Origin of the sequence: Bradyrhizobium sp. SZCCHNR1043 (assembly GCF_032489675.1) — a bacterium.
Classification (GTDB): Bacteria; Pseudomonadota; Alphaproteobacteria; order Rhizobiales; family Xanthobacteraceae; genus Bradyrhizobium.
Genome location: NZ_JAUEYN010000017.1, coordinates 15,703 through 32,644 on the forward strand (window position 1 = coordinate 15,703; position 16,942 = coordinate 32,644).

Sequence of the window (16,942 nt, forward strand, 5' to 3'; positions counted from 1 at the left end):
GCCTTTGCATCGCGAAGCAAAATAGCCGCGCACTGCCATCCTCCGCTGTCGCTCCGGCCCGCTGCTCGAAGGGATCAGCGGGTTCTGGTCCGGTCCGCCCGCCGTCTTGGAGATCGCTATGGAAGGCCGCGATCGGCGCGGTCAGAGATCACAGACGAGATCCTCATGTCCGACCACCACGACGAGATGCGTGAGCCGCACAACACCCGGTCGACGACCGACGACGCTTTGGCCGAACTCCAACTGTACGGCTACCGGCCCTTCGACGACGAGCCTGATCCGCGGCCGCTGCCGGAGGGCAGGGCCATCACTGGTGCGGTCGCTGACATCTTCGACGCCCTGGTGGCGACGCTCTGCGACACCCGCCTCGAGCCCGAGCTCAAGGAGCTCTTGTGGTCGACAGTCAACCTGTTTCACCGTGCGACGATGCGCATCGAGCGCGAACTCGACTGCAATGAGCAGGCGCAGCGGACCAGCCAGCGCGAGCAGAACGGCTCGGAGGTCCGCTCCGTCGAGCTCGAGCGGCTGACGTCGGAGGGGCTGTCGCTGGTCGAGCGCCGCAACGTCATGGAGCTGTTCCGTGATCTCGCAGCAGAGGCCTTCGAATTGCATACGCGATCGCCCTGGCGCCCGCGATCGGGCTCGCAGGTCAACCACCGCACGCTGACGGCCGCCATGATCGATTCCCGCGACTTCCTCGCCGCCAAGCGACGCGCCGAGACCGAGGTCATGCTGCCGCAGGGGCCGAAGATCGTACTCACAGGCGGACCGGACTTCAACGACGTCGCACTCGTCTGGGACCGGCTCAACAAGGTTCACGCCAAGCATCCCGACATGGTCCTCCTGCATGGTGGCTCGCCAAAAGGCGCCGAGCTGATCGCCTCCAAATGGGCCGCGAACCGGAAGGTGCCGCAGATCGCCTTCAAGCCCGACTGGACGAGGCACAACAAGGCCGCCCCCTTCAAGCGCAACGACGCCTTGCTGGAGACGCTCCCGATCGGCGTCATGGTCTTCCCCGGTTCGGGGATCCAGGGCAACCTCGCCGACAAGGCCCGTCGCCTCGGCATTCCCGTCTGGACCTTCGGGAAAGGCGGCGCGTGAGCGCCGTAAACTTCTCGACGTTCTGCCGATCTCACAACGCCTCGGACGCTGCTCCAACGTCGGCACGACTCTCCGCAACTTTGTCCAAATCACGATGCATATTGTTCGGATCGCGCCGCGGTGGTGGTGGAAGGCGCATCCCGTCATAGCTTTGCACGGAGGCCACCCCCATGCCCGCGATTACTCTCATCCTTGGACTGGTCAGCGTCGGACTGTTGTGCCGCGCACTTTTTAAGCTCGCCGTTCACACTCTTCCGTTCTTCGTTGCGGTCAGCACCGGCATGGCGGTCCTGAGTGCAGGCGTCGGGATTGCCGGGGCATTTCTGGCGGGGCTCACCGCGGCGGCTCTCACCCTGACCGTCGGCCGGATTCTGTTCGCAACGTCGCGATCCCCGCTGATGCGCGCCTCCGTGGCAGCAGCTTTTCTCGTCCCGGCAGTAATGGCCGGCCGTCACACGGCACTAGGTGTTGTCTTCCTTGCTGAGCCATCGCCGCTCTGGCGTGAGATCATCGGTTGGTTTGGTGCGTTCCTGGCGGGCGGATGCGCTCTGCACCAGTTGTACAGTCACGATCTCGCCCGCCCGTTGCAGTCCGATCAGGGCGGCGATCGGTCTCTCCACTCCTCGCGGCTGTGAACCTGGACTGGGCAGTCCAACCGCCTGGGCCTCGAAGGGTCGACGACGTTGTTCGCAAGCACGAATGTGCTCAGCTGAGCGAAGGCTGGCCGCCTCGAACTCGAGCTTGCGACCCACCGCAGAACGATCTTACCAGCGCAAAGCATTGGCTGACTGGCTTACGGCAGGTTCGCTGACACGGGATTGAGATCGGCACGCGCTTTTCTTGTCGGCGGTTTCTGATCGTACGCCTGGCTCGTCCGCCGTCTTGTGCGGCCGCGGCTCACCATGTCTCTCCTGGAAGCTGATCGGGGCGGCGACGCACCTTGCCTCGTGATGGCTTGATCTGGCCGAAGACCGGCTACGCCTCGATCGCCTGAGCGCAACGCCGCCGGCCAACTTTCTTCCCCTGGGCGGAGCCGCCCATTCCTCGCGGGACAAGAAAGTTGTCCGGCGCCGTCCTCCGCTGCCGCTCCGGCCCTGCGGGTGCGCCGTCGATCGCCGTTCGCCCGAGATGCGCCATCGAGGCCGCGGTGGTCGCGGCCCGAAACAGCCAAGGAGAGACAACATGGCTTCCATCGGTTCCTTCAAGAAGGTCGGCGACGATTTCCAAGGCGAGATCATCACCCTGAGCCTCAAGGCCAAGGGCGTGCGCATCATCCCCGAGACCAACCGTTCCAGCGAGAACGCGCCCAGCCACCGCGTCTACGCAGGCCGGGTCGAGATCGGCGCCGCCTGGGCGCGCCGCTCCGAGGAGGGACGCGACTATCTCTCGCTCAAGCTCGACGACCCTTCGTTCAACGCCCCGATCTACGCCAACCTGTTCGACGACGAGGGCGGCGAAGGCTACACGCTCCTCTGGTCGCGGCCGCGCAAGACGGCGGAGTGAGTCCACAGAGGGCTCCGCCCGGATGACCCGGGCGGAGCCAAGGTCGGACTCTGGCTGTTGCTGGTGTGATCTCGGACCACGCCTTTCCACCCGGGGGCCTCGCGCCGAGCAGCGTCAAGTGTGAAGCTTGACAGGCTTACGCCAATGTCGGCGGCTTCGGCTCGTGTGCCTGCTCCGCCGGAGGTGGATGCTCGATTTCCCGCCTCGTACGATCAATGAGATGCAGAGTCGTCGTTTCACCGAGCTCTTCGGCGTATACAGACGCTGCTTCGAGGTGAAACAGCATCATCTTGCGCGAGGCTCCCAGTCGATCGGTCATATCGAAAACGAACAGCAGCGCCGGCGAGTGTGCAATTACATAGGCTATGGTTGAAGGGATTGTTCTTGGCGGAGGCTTTTTAAGCGGGAGCTTAGCCGGCGAGACTCGACTGGCATGATCTCGATCTAATGTTCGGTTCGCAGGGTTTGTAAGGAGCATCTTGGTAAAGGAGTTGATGCCACGAACCAGATCGGAGTGAATGACTGCGCTTGGCAATGTGCGGCTCATGTAACGTTCTGCGCACCGGCACGGTATCCAAGATCTTTAGCAAGTGGAGCAGATGCTAATTGATCTGCTCGCTTCTCGCATGCAGTCGGCCCGGGTCGCTGTGAATGGCCTCCCGGCGGCAACCGCGACACCAGTAGAGTTCACCACATTCGGTGTGAACAATCTTGAAGCGGTCCGGAACGGATTCCGCACGGTATTCGTATGTCGATCCACCAGGTTGAAATAGCTGCAAAAGCCCGGAGTTTCTACAGTTTGGGCATGTCAGCAGCTCAGTCCAACGCGTACCCGTCGACATTGCGAAGCTCCTCAAGCATGACCGAGAAGAAGAACGCAGCTCATCAGCGCCGTCTGGTCAAAATTGCTCAATTGGGCTGCGATATTGCATCAGGCTGCTGCTATGTCTTCCTTTGCCGGACCGCGCGCGACGATCTTGAGGACATCATCTGCAAGTGCACGCTGGAGCGCTTTGGCTTCATTCCATGGTGCGCGCAGCCAAACCTCTCGCTCTTCATCCGTCGTCAGGATGACCGGCATCGCCTTCGGATGGATGGGAGTAACAATGGCGTTCGGCTCGGTTGTCAGGAAGCCGTAGACCAAGTGCGGGCCCGGGATCGGCTTGGACTTTGTTCCGCGTTCGCCCTGGAATTCAGTCCAGATGCCGGCGAAGCAGGTCAGCGGGCGATCGTCAGACGAGGCGAACCAGACCACATCCTTCTTCTTGGTCTCTGGGTTCGGTTCTGGCGCGTATTCCGCAAAGCTGTTGAAGGGCACCAGGCATCGGTTCTCGGGCTTCAGCCAGCCCCGCCAATGCGGAGACGAGGTGTTGCGGATGTTCGTCACGGGTGGCCCGCCGGTCCGTGGAGGCGGCGGCATCCCCCAGCGCATCATCAGCATCTCGCGGTCTTCTTCGTTGCCGCGAATGACGGGTGCCGGGTAGTCTGGGAAGACACCGGGCATCGGAGGAAGATTACCTTCATATCGGCGGACGACCCGAAACAGTGCCGCGATTGCGGCCTGGTTAGTGGTGATGCTGTAGAGGTTGCACATTCTAAGGCTCAGTCCGCTCCAGCGCTCGTCATTGCGAGGTGTCCATATGTGTTGAGTAGATGTGGTCCTCGGTCGTCCTGAGTTCTATCTCCGCACCGCAGAAGCACCGGGATCTGCCGGACGTATTCTGGGTTGGGAGGCGGCAGCCGGCATCCCACATCGAGTATTTCCAGGCCGTGAACGCTTGATGTCGACGCCACTCATCGAAGTCTCCCGGAGATCGACGTGCAACGAACGCGCTCCACGCGCTCTCAAATGCCGAGCGCGCCTCTGCAAACGATGCCGCCGTCCCGACACTTTGCTCGCCGGGATGACTGCCCGGATAAAAGCCGCAGAACCACTGCCAAGCCGGTGATCCGATCGATCCCTTGTTCTTGGCAATCGTACCGGCTTGGATGTCGCCGAAGTAGATGCACCAGGTCTCTTCTGGCGCCTTGGGGTCGCGGCGGCGGGTGAGGGCGGTCATCCCTTATTGATTCCAGCCTGTGGGCTGGAAAGGAAGCCGCTATGGCTAGGGTGAACGTCGCCTTGCTCCCCCAGTCCTTGTCCCTCGGGGAAACCGGGGGCGATGCCGCCAAAAACTGTGACGATCGATGACAGCGCCAAACTTTGAGCAAGCTTTGACATTACCGGTTTGGAATGCGGCGTGCTTTCTTCTTTTGATCGCCCGAGAGAGGCGGCGGCTTCAACAGGTCCGCCGGCTCGACCCCGAGACCACCAGCAAGAGCAGCGAGCACGTCGATGGAAACCGCATTGCGGCTTCGTTCGATCATGCTGATATAGGTCCGGTCGATCTCCGCGCGATGCGCAAGCTCCTCCTGCGACACACCTTTCGTTCGGCGCAGGTGCTTCAGATTGGTCGCCAGGATGTCTCGGATATTCATCTCCAAGACAGCACAGGCTTGTCGAGTATTTCACCACGGAGTATTTTCTACAATGAAGCCCCAAGCGATTGAGTCCGTTGGCTAATGGCGCCCAGCGCCGGGAAAGCGTAAGGCTCCCGCCGCGCCTCTGCTCCCCCGAAATGAACGTCGCGTTTGCCCTTTTCAGGTTTGTGAACGATGTCCTTTCCACCGCTCGATCCCGATGTCGCGGACCACGCTCCGAGCGATCCCGTCCTCACGCCCTATGACGAGGAACACATCGTGACGTATCTCCGCATGCTCGATGCGGAGGCGGATGGCGCTGATTGGAAAGAGGTCGCCCAGATCGTTCTCCATATCGATCCGATCAGGGAACCCGAGCGGGCCCGGCGCGCATTCGACAGCCATCTGGCGCGCGCGAAGTGGATGTCGGAGGAGGGTTACAACCACTTGCTACGTGGTCCTCACGAGACCTGACGTTGTGCAACCACTGCGGAACCCGATCGTTTCAAGCAATCGTGTAGTTGGTGGAGCGCGCAGCCTGCATCAAAGTACCGACGCGCTAAAAGAATCAGCACCGCAATCAGAAATGGCGCCATCATTCGGATATTCCGTGGCAGTCCTAACCTGATGAGGACAGCACGATGTCGGAATTCGATTGGCGCGCACCCAAGGCCTACGCGAACATGCATCGCGCGGACCGTCCAGGCATGGCCTGGGAGTGTGTCCGCCGGTCTCCGAACTATCGGGCGCAGTATTCAGCGACGGTCCGTGCTGATCGTGATGATGCAGCAACGTTTCGGAGGCGCTGGGGGTTGATATTTCGCACCTGATCCCGACGTCTCCTTCGATGCGCAGATCGTCTTCTGGGCGCCCGAACGCTCGTCGACGGTGCTCGCGCTGGCCGAGCTCGACAAGCGCTTTCCCGTCGTCACCCCGACGTTGAAGCTTCCGCCGTTGGCGCCATACCAGCTCCGCCTGGCGGCGGATGGCTGGCACGTGGTCGTCCGCCTCGGCGGAGTTCAGCATCGTCTGTGGCTGCAAACGAAGCCGCTGACAACTGCGTCGTACACCGTGCTGCTGCCTTACGACCGTGAGTTCAAGGTGCGGCACGAGGCGGCCGACCGTCTCTGGCGTGCGCTCAAAGGACGCCCGCTTGGTCCAACGTCTGACGGCTGGACAGAGCAACGACGCGCGCGCCTCGTGCTGACCCTGCGCGCGCTCGACGCCTGGCAGCAGGGCAACAACTATCGCGCCATCGCCGACGCTCTGTTCGGGGCTGGGCGCATCTCGGCGCGCAGCTGGAAAACGCACGATCTGCGCAGTCGCACCCGACGACTCGTTCAATCCGGATTGTCGCTGATTCGCGGCGGCTATCTCCAGCTGCTGCGTCCGCGGCGCAAGGACGAATAGGATCGCGGAGGGGGGGGGGCCGAACATGACCCCCCTCGTCTTCGGCATCCTCCTTCGCGGTCCTACGCCTCCATCATGGCCGCCGACACGCAACGTCGCTCGATCGTTGCGCGAGGCTCTCCTGGAGGTGCAAAATGCCCGATCCCGTCGCCGGCCTGCCGCCGCGCTTTCTCCGAACGCCCGAAGCTGCGCGCTATCTCGGCCTGTCCGGCCGCACGCTTGAGAAGCACAGGACTTATGGCACCGGTCCGACCTATCGCAAGATCGGCGGTCGCGTCGTCTACGCGCTCGAAGACCTCAAGGCTTGGGCCGACCGCGGCACCAAGACCTCGACTGCCGATCCGGGGCAGGGCACCGTGCTGCCGGCCAAGAGGCACTCAGGCCTCGTGCGATACGCCGGCTACGAACCCCCTGCGCAACGCTCGAGGGGGGCTTAGCAATGCGCGGCAGCTGGCGCGCCGAGCGCGAACAGCTCGAGCTGTTTCGTGCGCTGCCGGGCGACCTCGCGCCTCGCGACGCGCAGGATCTGATGGCCTATCCGTTCTTCTCGCTTGCCAAGAGCAGGCGCGTCGTTCCGATCGATTTTCGTGCGGGCGCGATCACGATCCGCGTCGAGGCGGTCCCGGAGCACGGGATGGCGACGATCTGGGATGCGGACGTGCTGATATGGGCGGCGTCGCAGATCGTCGAAGCGCGCGATGCGGGTCTGAAGACCTCGCGTCTGATGGCGGCGACGCCGCACGAGATCCTGACCTTCGTCGGACGCGGGACCGGCGCGCGCGATTACGATCGTCTCAAGGCGGGGCTTGACCGCCTGCAGGCGACGACCGTGCTGACGTCGATCCGCCAGCTCACGGAACGCCGGCGGCATCGTTTCTCCTGGATCAACGAATGGCGGGAGATGGCCGATGCCCATGGCAAGCCCTCCGGTCTGCAGCTGATCCTGCCAGACTGGTTCTATTCGGGCGTTCTCGACAACGCGCTCGTCCTCACGATCGACCGTGCGTATTTCGATCTGAGGGGTGGACTTGAGCGCTGGCTTTATCGGCTGGTTCGCAAGCATGGCGGGCGCCAACAGGGCGGCTGGAGCTTCGACGTCGCGCATCTGCACGCCAAGTCGGGCAGCCTGTCGCCGCTGAAGCATTTTGCCTACGACCTGCGTGACATCGTCCGCCGTCAAACGCTGCCCGGCTACCGGCTCGCCATCGAGCCCGGATTGCGAGACCGGGAACGGCTCTCCTTTGCTCCCGTTCCGGAAGACCCGTTCGCCGCGCGTCTGCGCAAGCGCGGCATCAGCACCGCCTCTGGGGAAAACCTGTGAATCAGCTCGTGCTATCGGGGACCAGAACCCTCGTGCTATCGGGGACCGGATCCTCGTGCTATCGGGGACCGAAATCGGTCAAAACCGACGGCAGCTCAATTGCTTGGCCGGCCCTTAACTTTACTAACAAGGAATCCTTCGGATTCCTTCTAACGGACAGCGCATTTTGCACGCCTGGTGATGACCGCGGCGCGCAGCCTTTGCGCGGCGCCCTCAAGCTTGATCGGGACCTGAACCCTAGGCGCGGCTACACGGTCCTGCCGGCCGTCCGGGATTGGGCAGATCAGTCCATCTGCTCTCGCCGGAGGGCGGCATGAGCGACCTCACACAGGTGGAGTTGCTCTGGCTCGAGAAGCGGATCGAGAACTGGATTCGGTTCGGCCATGCGGTCGAAGAAACCATCATCGACAAGCGTCGGCGCGTTCTGTCGTTCGCGCCTGGCGGCATCTTCGCGTTCGTGCGGTGGGCATCGAACGACTTCGGAACCGTCGTCTCGCGCATCGAGATCGTCAGGGCGGTCGCACCGGGACAGGCATACACCACCGTGCCGTTCGTCCGCCCCGGCGGCGAGATCCTGTTGCGACTTGCCGGTTGGTCCAGAGTCGAAGCCGTGTTGCAGCGGATCGACAGGGTGGAGGTGCTCGGTATCGATCCAGCCGAGGCCGCGCCTGACTACTGGCAGCACGTTCACAACCGCCTGTCCGCTCACGACGTGCCGCGCGACTACACGCGCGGACGGCATCAGGCGTGGCTGCACCGGCGGAGGTTTGCGCGATGACGACAGTCGCTGTGCTCCGTCTTGCGCTCATCGGCGTGGCTGCCATCGCCATGTCGGCCGTGCCGCAGTCGTCGACCGTCCGCTTTGTCTGGAACCTCTCTGCAAGCGTCCCGACGGGCCTCTACCGGCTGCGCCCCAGCGGCGATCGCTCCATTGGCGAGATCGTCGCGGTGCAGCCGCCGCAGCCGATCGCCGATTTCCTGGCGAGCAGAGGCTACCTGCCGCGCGGCGTACCGATGATGAAGCATGTCGCGGCACTGCCCGGGCAGGTCGTCTGCAGGCACGGGCTCGCGATCCTCATCGACGCGATCGAGGTGGGGCAGGCGCAAGAGCGTGATAGCCGGGGGCGGCCACTGCCGATGTGGCAGGGCTGCCGAACGCTCAGCAAAGATGAAGCTTTTCTGATGAACACGCGCTCGGCGATCTCCCTCGATGGGCGATATTTCGGCGTGCTGCCGATGTCCGCCATCGTCGGTCACGCCGTGCCGCTGTGGGTGAGTGGGGAGGAGTGACGATGCACGACGGTCGCCGGCCCTTCGATGCTCGTTCGATCGCTCAGACCGCCGCTGGCTCGATCGTCGCGGCCACTTCTCGCGTCGTCGCTACGCGCGTCCGGAGTCACGGGCAGAGCATCATCATCGCTGCAGTCCTCGCATGGTCAGTTGTCTTCGGCGCGACAGCACAAGCCTCGCCGTCGGCCTCCCGTCTGCACGTCGTGAGCACGTCCTCTGTTGAGGCATTTGCAGGTTCTGTGAGCGAAGCTGCGCATCGGTTCGATATTCCCGAGCGCTGGATCTACGCCGTCATTCGCATCGAAAGCGGCGGTGATCGGCGGGCTCGCTCGTCGAAGGGCGCCATCGGCCTGATGCAGATCATGCCGGAGACCTGGCGCGATTTGCGCGCCCGCTACGGCCTCGGGGCCGATCCCTTCGATCCTCACGACAACGTTCTGGCGGGCGCTGCCTATCTTCGCGAGCTGCACGACCGGTATGGATCGCCCGGGTTCCTCGCAGCCTACAATGCGGGTCCAGGGCGGTATGAACGTCATCTGGCAACGGGCCGGCCGCTGCCGGACGAGACCCGAGCCTACGTCGCGAAGCTTTCGTCGGCCGTGGCCGGTGTGCAAGCCCAACGCCCGATCAATACCTTCCGAGCGGCGGTTGTCTCGCTTGTGAACTTGTTCGTCCCGCGCGGTTCGCAACGCATGGCCGGCGATCAGAGTGCAACCGGCAAGCACTCGAACAGATCATTGCGTGTCGCTCGCCGCGGCGATCTCTCGTCTCTCCTGCCGCAGCCGCATTCGTTGTTTGCTCGGCACGCCGGCGGAAATCTCTGGCGATGAGCGAACGCACCCTTCTTCGCGGCCTGTCGTAGATCATCGCATGTTGGAGAGGAATCAGGTGAAGGCCGGAAAGCTCAACCAGGGATGGCGAGATAAAAGCGCCGACGGCCGTCGGGCGCATGTGGTTGGTTGGATTCGTATTTCAGGCGTGATCCAGATCAGGCCGGCTGGCGGTTCACGGCGAAAGTATCGGCAAATCAATCAAGCGAGAGCCGTCGGCCAAGCTGGCCTGTCGCCGAGGTCGACATGAGCCGGGACGAGAGCGACTTCCGCGTTCGTCCCGGTCGCATCAGGAACGGCGGCCGTGGCCCAGCCAAGCCGAAGAGCTTTGTTGGCCAGGTCATGCGCGCCGCTCGGAAGGCCGGCCATACCGGCAAGGGCTTTGGCCGGGAGGGACGAAGGGCCGGTGCGCGGTTCGGGCGTGGACGGTCTGCTGCGCTGGCATTGTCGCTACGCTCGCCGACGCGCCGGGTCGTGATGAAGGCGCGCGTGGTCCGGCATCGCGGGACAAAGTTCCGGTCTGCGCCGCTTGCCAAACACATCAGCTATCTCAAACGCGACGGCGTCACGCGTAACGGCGCCGATGCCACAATGTTCGATGCGCGATCGGACCAGGCCGATGAGCGGGCGTTCGCTACCAGCGTCGAGAACGACCGCCATCATTTCCGCTTCATTGTCTCGCTGGAGGATGCCGCGGACATGCAGGATCTGCGTACCTTCACCCGCGAGCTGATGCGCGATGCCGAGCGCGATCTCGGGACACGGCTGGAGTGGATCGCGGTCGACCATTGGAACACGGACAATCCGCACGTCCATGTTCTCGTGCGCGGCCGGGGCGATGACGGCCAGGATCTCGTCATCAGCCGCGACTATATCAGCCGCGGATTTCGCGAGCGGGCAGCGGAGCGTGTCGGTCTTGAGCTCGGTCCGCGCAGCGAGCACGAGATCAAGTCGGCCCTGGAACGTGAGGTCGATGCCGAGCACTGGACCGGGCTCGACCGTGCGCTTCGCGCTGTGGCCGATGAGGGAGCTGGCGTCGCGGATCTTCGCCAAGTGGCCCGCGGCGAAGATCCGGAGCTGCGAAGGCTGATGACGGGCAGGGCGGCCCGGTTGGAACGTCTTGGTCTGGCCGAGCAGATCGCGCCGGGGCGTTGGACGCTGAAGCCGGGTCTGGAGGAGACGTTGCGCGATCTTGCGCTCCGCGGCGATATCATCAAAACCATGCACCGGGCTATCGGCGGCTTCGGCCGGGAGCCCGACGTCAAAGGCTTTGCGCTGCATGGCGATCAGCCGGCCGATCCGGTGCTCGGCCGCCTCGTGGCGCGTGGTCTCCACGACGAGCTCAAGGGCTCGGCCTATGCCATCGTCGACGGCGTCGATGGCCGAACCCATCATCTCAAATTCGCCGATCTCGAGCTGACCGGCGATGCTCAATTGGGAGCGATCGTCGAGGCGCGGGTCTACGACGATGCCCAGGGTCGTAAGCGGCTATCGCTGGCGACACGATCGGACCTCGCCCTCGACGCCCAGGTGAGGGCGGATGGTGCGACATGGCTCGATCGTCAGTTGCTCGCGCGCGAGCCTGTTGCCGTCGGCGGAGGATTTGGAGCGGACGTCCGGGCCGCCATGGAACGCCGGATCGATCATCTGGCCGCTGAGGGTCTCGCTCGTCGGCAAGGGCAGCGGGTCGTGTTCGCGCGCGATCTGCTCACCTCCCTGCGCCAGCGCGAGCTGAATGCCGCCGCATCCAGGCTTTCGGCCGAGACGGCGCTGGCCTACCGGCCGATCGGCGAAGGCGATCCGATCGCGGGCATCTACCGTCAACGTGTGACCTTGGCGTCCGGTCGCTTCGCCATGATCGACGACGGGCTCGGCTTTCAGCTCGTGCCTTGGCGTCCGGTACTTGAACAGCAGCTCGGGCGCGAGGTGCGCGGGATCGCCATCAGCGGAGGGGCAGTGAGCTGGAGCTTTGGACGCAAGCTCGGCCTCGGCCTCTGATCGCCCCTGGGACATCGAAATAGCCTGGGGCTGACCACCAGGGAGGCTTAGACACCCCGGTTATTCCGCGAGATTCTGCGCAAGACTACGACGAGCATCGTTGCGGCATTGCCTCGCTTGTATCTCGTCGGTTCCTTCGTCTCACAAGCGCGGATATGCAATGGGGACGATCGCGATGCCGTATGTCGATGCCGGCGGGGTCAAGCTCTATGTCGAGGAAACCGGCCAGGGCCGTCCGATCATCTTTGCTCACGAGTTCGGCTCCGACTTGCGAAGCTGGGATCTCCAGGTCAGTCACTTCGCGAAAAGCCACCGCTGCATCGTCTATAACGCGAGGGGCTACCCGCCCAGCGATGTTCCAGAGGATGCCGCGCTGTACGGCTGGGGGCATGCCGTCGGCGATATAGATGCGGTGATGCGCGGACTTGGGCTCGACCGAGCTCATCTGGTCGGGGCCAGCATGGGCGCCTATGCCGCCTTGCAGTTCGGATTGCGATACCCGGGACGGGCCAGCGCCATCGTTGCCGCAGCCGCGGGATCCGGCTGTTCGCCGGGGCAGCGCGAGCAATGGCTGAAACAGACATCGACGCTGGCGCGGTCGTTCATCGATCGCGGCCTGGATGTGACGGCGGACAGGATCGCGCACAGTCCCACGCGCATTCAGCTCAAGCACAAGAATCCCAGGGCATGGCGGGAGTTCGCGGACCGGCTCGGGCGGTTGTCCGTACAGGGACTGTCGACAACCATGGTCCGCTATCAGATGTTGCGTCCGTCGCTGCACGACTTCAGGGACAGCTTGGCGACAATGGCGATCCCGGTGTTGCTCGCTGTTGGTGACGAAGACACGCCCTGTCTCGACACCAATTTGATGCTGAAGGCATGTCTGCCCGAGGCCGGCCTTTGGATCTGTCCGAACACGGGTCACACCATCAATCTGGAAGAGCCGGCCGCCTTCAATGCGCAAGTCGAAGAGTTCTTCGATGCTGTCGAACGCGGCTGCTGGCGTCACGGCTATTCCACATCCAAACAGCGTCCCCGGAATCTCGACGCCGAGCAGGCTGGTCCCGCAGTCCCTGTGGCGCAGCGCCGATAGCGCAGAGCCGTCGACCGGCTCGCGGGCAGCGTGCGGACGTAGCTGCCCATCCTTTGATTCAGTTTGTTGCGCAGGCGTGACGCGATGAAATCCAGGATCGGCGTTTATCTCTCCCAGGACGTCGCAGCACGCTTGGCAGTCGCCGTCGCGGTTCAACGCCCGGGCCAGTCGAGGTCCGCGCTCGTGGAAGCCGCGCTTGATCGCTATCTGGGCCCCGACGAAGACGACGGAGAGTCCGTGCGCGATCGTATCGGCCTCATGAACCGGCAGCTGGAGCAGCTGGCGGCTGATGTCAGGCTCGTCAGCGAGGCTGTTGCGCTCCAGGCGCGTTTTCAGTTTGCCATGGCTCCACGCCTCCCGGCTGCTGCCTTGCACGAAGCCTGCCAACGGGGGGCCGAACGCTTCGACGAATTTGCGGCGCAGGTCTCCACCCGCGTTCATCAGGGTCGCTCTTTGATCCGGGAGACGCTGGACCGGCTCAGCGCTGCGGTCCAGAGCCCGCCGGAAGATGATTCCGAGGAGACGGCGCGCTCGCAAACCAGCGCGGGATCCACTGCCGCTGATCGCGATGTCACGGCTTCGGTAGACGATTTGCAGGCTAATGCGATGCCGCGCCGGGCGGGCACAGGCCAAATGTCCATGTGGCAGCTGATCGTTAGAGTGTTCCTGCCGTTCGTTGGTGCCTACTACCTGTCGTTTCTGTTCCGAACCATCAATGCGACGATAGCAGGCTCGCTCGCAGCCGAATTCGGCCTCAGCGCCGGCCATCTCGGTCTGTTGACGTCGGTCTACTTCCTGACCTTCGCTGTAGCCCAGATCCCGATTGGCATACTCCTGGATCGATATGGTCCACGGCTCGTTCAGAGTGCGGTGCTGTTGGCCGCGGCCGTTGGCGCGGCGCTGTTTGCAATCTCGGACCACTTCCTGCTGCTGCTTGCCGGCCGCGCTCTGATCGGCCTCGGCGTCGCCGCCGCAATGACGTCCGGTCTGAAGGCACTGTTGCTCTGGTTTCCGGGCGAGCGGGTGCCGTTGCTCAACGGCCTCATGATCATGATGGCAGCATCGGGAGCGGTCACCGCCACGCTGCCGGCGGACTGGCTGGTCGCCTCGATCGGCTGGCGTGGATTGTTCAATCTTCTCGCGCTCGGATCCCTTGGCTGCTCGCTGCTGATCTTTGTGATCGTGCCCAAGGTCGTGCCGGTCTCGCCATCTGCTTCAGGTGCGGCCAAGATCGGCCTGAAGACCATTTACGCCGACCCCCGCTTCTGGCGGCTGGCGCCGCTTTCGGCCACCTGCATCGGGACGGCCTGGTCGCTCCAGGGGCTCTGGGCTGCTTCGTGGTTCAGCGATGTCGAGAGCCTCGGCCGACCAGCCTTGCTGCAGAACCTTTTGATGATGGCGATTGCCTTGAGCCTTGGCGCGCTCGTGCTTGGCGTCGTCGCCGATCGATTGCGTCGGCGCGGCATCGGGCCTGGTCAGTTACTGTCGTCCGTTGCGATCCTGTTCATCGCCGCGCAATTGGCGCTGATCGTGCGCCTGCCGCTGCCATCGTGCATCTCTTGGGTGTTCATTGCGTCCGTCGGTGCGGCGACCGTGCTGAGCTACGCCGTCTTGGCAGAATACTTTCCGAAGGAGGTCGCTGGACGAGCCAATGCGGCGCTCAACGTGTTCCACATCGGAGGCGCGTTCGCTTTGCAATGCCTGACGGGATTGGTGGTTCAGCTCTGGCCGGCGGTCGGCGGTCACTATCCAGCAATCGCGTACCAGGCAGCTTTCGGCGTGAACGTCGCTCTACAGATCGCGGCTGCGATCTGGTTCACGCTTCCGTCCCGGGCAAGTGTCCAGAGCGGGGAGAATTACCAAGAGCTCACCGCCAAGCGTTCGGAGTTGCTTGCGCGCGGCCTTCTAAGAGTCTGATCTGCCCGTCATGCCCGGCACGAGAATCCTCTGGGGGCAGATCACAGCGGTCGTCGCGATCGTGCTTGTCACGATGTGGGCCGCAACACAGTGGACGGCGTGGCGGCTAGGGTATCAACCGCAGCTTGGGCCGCCGTGGTTCGAGCTGGCGCGGGGCATGCCTGTCTATCTCCCGCCTGCGTTCCTCTGGTGGTGGTTCGCGTATGATGCCTATGCGCCCGAGGTGTTTGCCGAGGGAGGACTGATTGCGGCGTTCGGCGGTGTGGCGTCGATCGCGGTTGCGTTCGGCATGTCGGTGTGGCGGGCGCGCGAGCCCGCCGATGTCTTCACTTATGGGTCTGCGCGATGGGCGACGCTGAAGGAGATCTCTGCGGCCGGGTTGCTAGGAGCGGACGGCGTGGTGCTGGGACGGCACGCGGATCGCTATCTTCGTCATGACGGTCCGGAGCATGTGCTGTGCTTTGCGCCGACCCGCTCGGGCAAGGGCGTTGGCTTGGTGGTGCCGACCTTGCTGACGTGGTCGGGCAGTTGCATCGTTCACGATATCAAGGGCGAGAATTGGCAGCTGACGGCGGGCTTTCGCGCGCGGCATGGCCGGGTGCTGCTGTTCGATCCGACCAATGCGCGATCGGCAGCTTGCAATCCGCTGCTCGAGGTGAGGCGAGGGGAGTGGGAGGTCCGCGACGTCCAGAACGTCGCCGACGTCCTGGTCGATCCCGAAGGCTCGCTGGAGCGGCGCAATCATTGGGAGAAGACGAGCCACGCGCTGCTTGTCGGGGCCATCCTCCACGTGCTCTACGCAGAGCCGGACAAGACTCTGGCGGGGGTCGCCAACTTCCTCTCCGATCCGAGGCGGCCGATCGATGTCACCCTGCGCGCGATGATGACATCAGCGCATCTGGGGGACGCCGGGCCGCATCCCGTGATCGCATCCGCTGCCCGTGAGCTTCTGAATAAGAGCGAGAACGAACGCTCAGGCGTGCTCTCGACTGCGATGTCGTTTCTCGGATTGTACCGTGATCCTGTCGTGGCGCAGGTGACGCGCCGTTGCGACTGGCGGATCCGTGATCTCGTCGCAGGCGAGCGGCCGACCACGCTCTATCTCGTGGTCCCGCCCTCCGACATCAGCCGGACCAAGCCGCTGGTGCGGCTGATCCTCAACCAGATCGGCCGCCGCCTCACTGAGGATCTGCAGGCCCGCGAGCGACGCCACCGGCTGCTTCTGATGCTCGACGAATTCCCGGCACTCGGCCGGCTCGATTTCTTCGAGTCCGCGCTCGCGTTCATGGCCGGCTACGGGCTGAAGAGCTTTCTGATCGCGCAATCGCTCAATCAGATCGAGAAGGCCTACGGGGCCAACAACGCGATCCTCGATAACTGTCATGTGCGGGTGTCGTTTGCGACCAATGACGAGCGTACCGCCAAGCGTGTGTCGGACGCGCTGGGGACCGCGACCGAGATGCGGGCGATGAAGAATTATGCGGGCCATCGACTGAGCCCCTGGCTCGGACATCTCATGGTCTCACGCCAGGAGACGGCGCGTCCTTTGCTCACGCCGGGAGAGGTGATGCAGCTGCCCGGTGATGATGAGCTGGTGCTGGTCTCCGGTGTTCCGCCGATCCGCGGCAAGAAGGCCCGGTATTTCGCAGATCCGCGGCTGGTCGATCGGGGGTTGCCACCTCCCGATCCGGTTTTGACGGACCAAGACGACGGCATGTTGGCGGACGACTGGAGCAGGCTGCCGCCGATCGCTCGGACGATCGCAGCAAGAGAGCAGGGGAGGCCGCCTGCGCTGAGTGCAGCCGGTGACGCCGCGAATGCCGGGGTCCGGAGGGAGCCGGAGCTTGCCGAGCAGGAGGAGATCGTGCCGGAGCAAGCGCGGCCTGCGCAGGAGTTCAACTTTGAAGACCGAGACGTGGATGCTGAGACGGTGCGCAACAGCGTGCTCCGTGACCAGCTTCGTGGCTTGCCGCGACAGGCGGCGCTGGACCCGGACGATGGCCTTGGTCTGTAAAGGAG

Annotated in this window: 19 protein-coding genes; 15 read left to right on the forward strand and 4 right to left on the reverse strand. The window is 63.8% G+C overall.

Annotated elements, in window-relative coordinates; all coding sequences use genetic code 11:
* Positions 1–165: 165 nt before the first annotated feature.
* From QX039_RS27635 to QX039_RS27645, 3 genes are all read left to right on the forward strand, one after another.
* Positions 166–1,101: a DUF2493 domain-containing protein gene (locus tag QX039_RS27635; protein ID WP_315773875.1), complete on the forward strand. Its 936-nt coding sequence runs from the start codon at positions 166–168 to the stop codon at positions 1,099–1,101.
* A 170-nt stretch (positions 1,102–1,271) separates the two neighbouring features.
* Positions 1,272–1,736: a hypothetical protein gene (locus QX039_RS27640; RefSeq protein WP_315773873.1), complete on the forward strand. Its 465-nt coding sequence runs from the start codon at positions 1,272–1,274 to the stop codon at positions 1,734–1,736.
* Between the two features lie 547 nt (positions 1,737–2,283).
* Complete coding sequence (locus QX039_RS27645; RefSeq protein ID WP_315773872.1) at positions 2,284–2,604, forward strand: DUF736 domain-containing protein; 321 nt, start codon at positions 2,284–2,286, stop codon at positions 2,602–2,604.
* Positions 2,605–2,740: 136 nt separating this feature from the next.
* Here QX039_RS27645 and QX039_RS27650 read toward each other — a convergent pair whose 3' ends face one another.
* The 4 genes from QX039_RS27650 to QX039_RS27665 all read right to left on the reverse strand — a co-directional run bounded on the left by QX039_RS27650 (position 2,741) and on the right by QX039_RS27665 (position 5,082).
* Positions 2,741–3,151: a hypothetical protein gene (locus QX039_RS27650; RefSeq protein ID WP_315773870.1), complete on the reverse strand. Its 411-nt coding sequence runs from the start codon at positions 3,149–3,151 to the stop codon at positions 2,741–2,743.
* A gap of 384 nt (positions 3,152–3,535) precedes the next feature.
* Positions 3,536–4,198 (reverse strand): SOS response-associated peptidase, encoded by a 663-nt coding sequence (locus QX039_RS27655; RefSeq protein ID WP_315750706.1) that lies wholly within the window; start codon positions 4,196–4,198, stop codon positions 3,536–3,538.
* Positions 4,199–4,226: 28 nt separating this feature from the next.
* Positions 4,227–4,664, reverse strand: coding sequence for a hypothetical protein (locus QX039_RS27660; protein ID WP_315773868.1), 438 nt, complete (start codon positions 4,662–4,664; stop codon positions 4,227–4,229).
* Positions 4,665–4,824: 160 nt separating this feature from the next.
* Complete coding sequence (locus QX039_RS27665; RefSeq protein ID WP_041750670.1) at positions 4,825–5,082, reverse strand: helix-turn-helix domain-containing protein; 258 nt, start codon at positions 5,080–5,082, stop codon at positions 4,825–4,827.
* 177 nt (positions 5,083–5,259) lie between these two features.
* Between QX039_RS27665 and QX039_RS27670 the strand changes: the two genes are divergently transcribed.
* The 12 genes from QX039_RS27670 to QX039_RS27725 all read left to right on the forward strand — a co-directional run bounded on the left by QX039_RS27670 (position 5,260) and on the right by QX039_RS27725 (position 16,937).
* Positions 5,260–5,538 (forward strand): DNA -binding domain-containing protein, encoded by a 279-nt coding sequence (locus QX039_RS27670; protein ID WP_315773866.1) that lies wholly within the window; start codon positions 5,260–5,262, stop codon positions 5,536–5,538.
* Between the two features lie 167 nt (positions 5,539–5,705).
* Positions 5,706–5,894, forward strand: coding sequence for a transcriptional regulator domain-containing protein (locus tag QX039_RS27675; RefSeq protein WP_315773864.1), 189 nt, complete (start codon positions 5,706–5,708; stop codon positions 5,892–5,894).
* A gap of 58 nt (positions 5,895–5,952) precedes the next feature.
* Positions 5,953–6,474 carry a DUF2285 domain-containing protein gene (locus tag QX039_RS27680; RefSeq protein WP_315773862.1) on the forward strand — a complete coding sequence of 174 codons (522 nt, stop codon included), beginning with the start codon at positions 5,953–5,955 and terminating at the stop codon, positions 6,472–6,474.
* Between the two features lie 134 nt (positions 6,475–6,608).
* Positions 6,609–6,911, forward strand: a complete 303-nt coding sequence (locus QX039_RS27685; protein ID WP_012043460.1) for a helix-turn-helix transcriptional regulator — start codon at positions 6,609–6,611, stop codon at positions 6,909–6,911.
* Between the two features lie 2 nt (positions 6,912–6,913).
* Positions 6,914–7,795: a replication initiator protein A gene (locus QX039_RS27690; RefSeq protein WP_315750718.1), complete on the forward strand. Its 882-nt coding sequence runs from the start codon at positions 6,914–6,916 to the stop codon at positions 7,793–7,795.
* A 313-nt stretch (positions 7,796–8,108) separates the two neighbouring features.
* Positions 8,109–8,573 (forward strand): DUF2840 domain-containing protein, encoded by a 465-nt coding sequence (locus QX039_RS27695; protein WP_315773861.1) that lies wholly within the window; start codon positions 8,109–8,111, stop codon positions 8,571–8,573.
* Positions 8,570–9,085 (forward strand): S26 family signal peptidase, encoded by a 516-nt coding sequence (locus tag QX039_RS27700; protein WP_315773860.1) that lies wholly within the window; start codon positions 8,570–8,572, stop codon positions 9,083–9,085. The genes QX039_RS27695 and QX039_RS27700 overlap by 4 nt, the downstream gene beginning before the upstream one ends.
* 2 nt (positions 9,086–9,087) lie before the next feature.
* Positions 9,088–9,915 carry a lytic transglycosylase domain-containing protein gene (locus QX039_RS27705; RefSeq protein WP_315773859.1) on the forward strand — a complete coding sequence of 276 codons (828 nt, stop codon included), beginning with the start codon at positions 9,088–9,090 and terminating at the stop codon, positions 9,913–9,915.
* A 246-nt stretch (positions 9,916–10,161) separates the two neighbouring features.
* Positions 10,162–11,913 (forward strand): relaxase/mobilization nuclease domain-containing protein, encoded by a 1,752-nt coding sequence (locus tag QX039_RS27710; protein ID WP_315773858.1) that lies wholly within the window; start codon positions 10,162–10,164, stop codon positions 11,911–11,913.
* Positions 11,914–12,073: 160 nt separating this feature from the next.
* Positions 12,074–13,006, forward strand: a complete 933-nt coding sequence (locus QX039_RS27715; RefSeq protein WP_315773857.1) for an alpha/beta hydrolase — start codon at positions 12,074–12,076, stop codon at positions 13,004–13,006.
* Positions 13,007–13,090: 84 nt separating this feature from the next.
* Positions 13,091–14,923, forward strand: a complete 1,833-nt coding sequence (locus tag QX039_RS27720; protein ID WP_315773856.1) for an MFS transporter — start codon at positions 13,091–13,093, stop codon at positions 14,921–14,923.
* A 10-nt stretch (positions 14,924–14,933) separates the two neighbouring features.
* Positions 14,934–16,937, forward strand: coding sequence for a conjugal transfer protein TraG (locus QX039_RS27725; RefSeq protein ID WP_315773855.1), 2,004 nt, complete (start codon positions 14,934–14,936; stop codon positions 16,935–16,937).
* Positions 16,938–16,942: the final 5 nt, after the last annotated feature.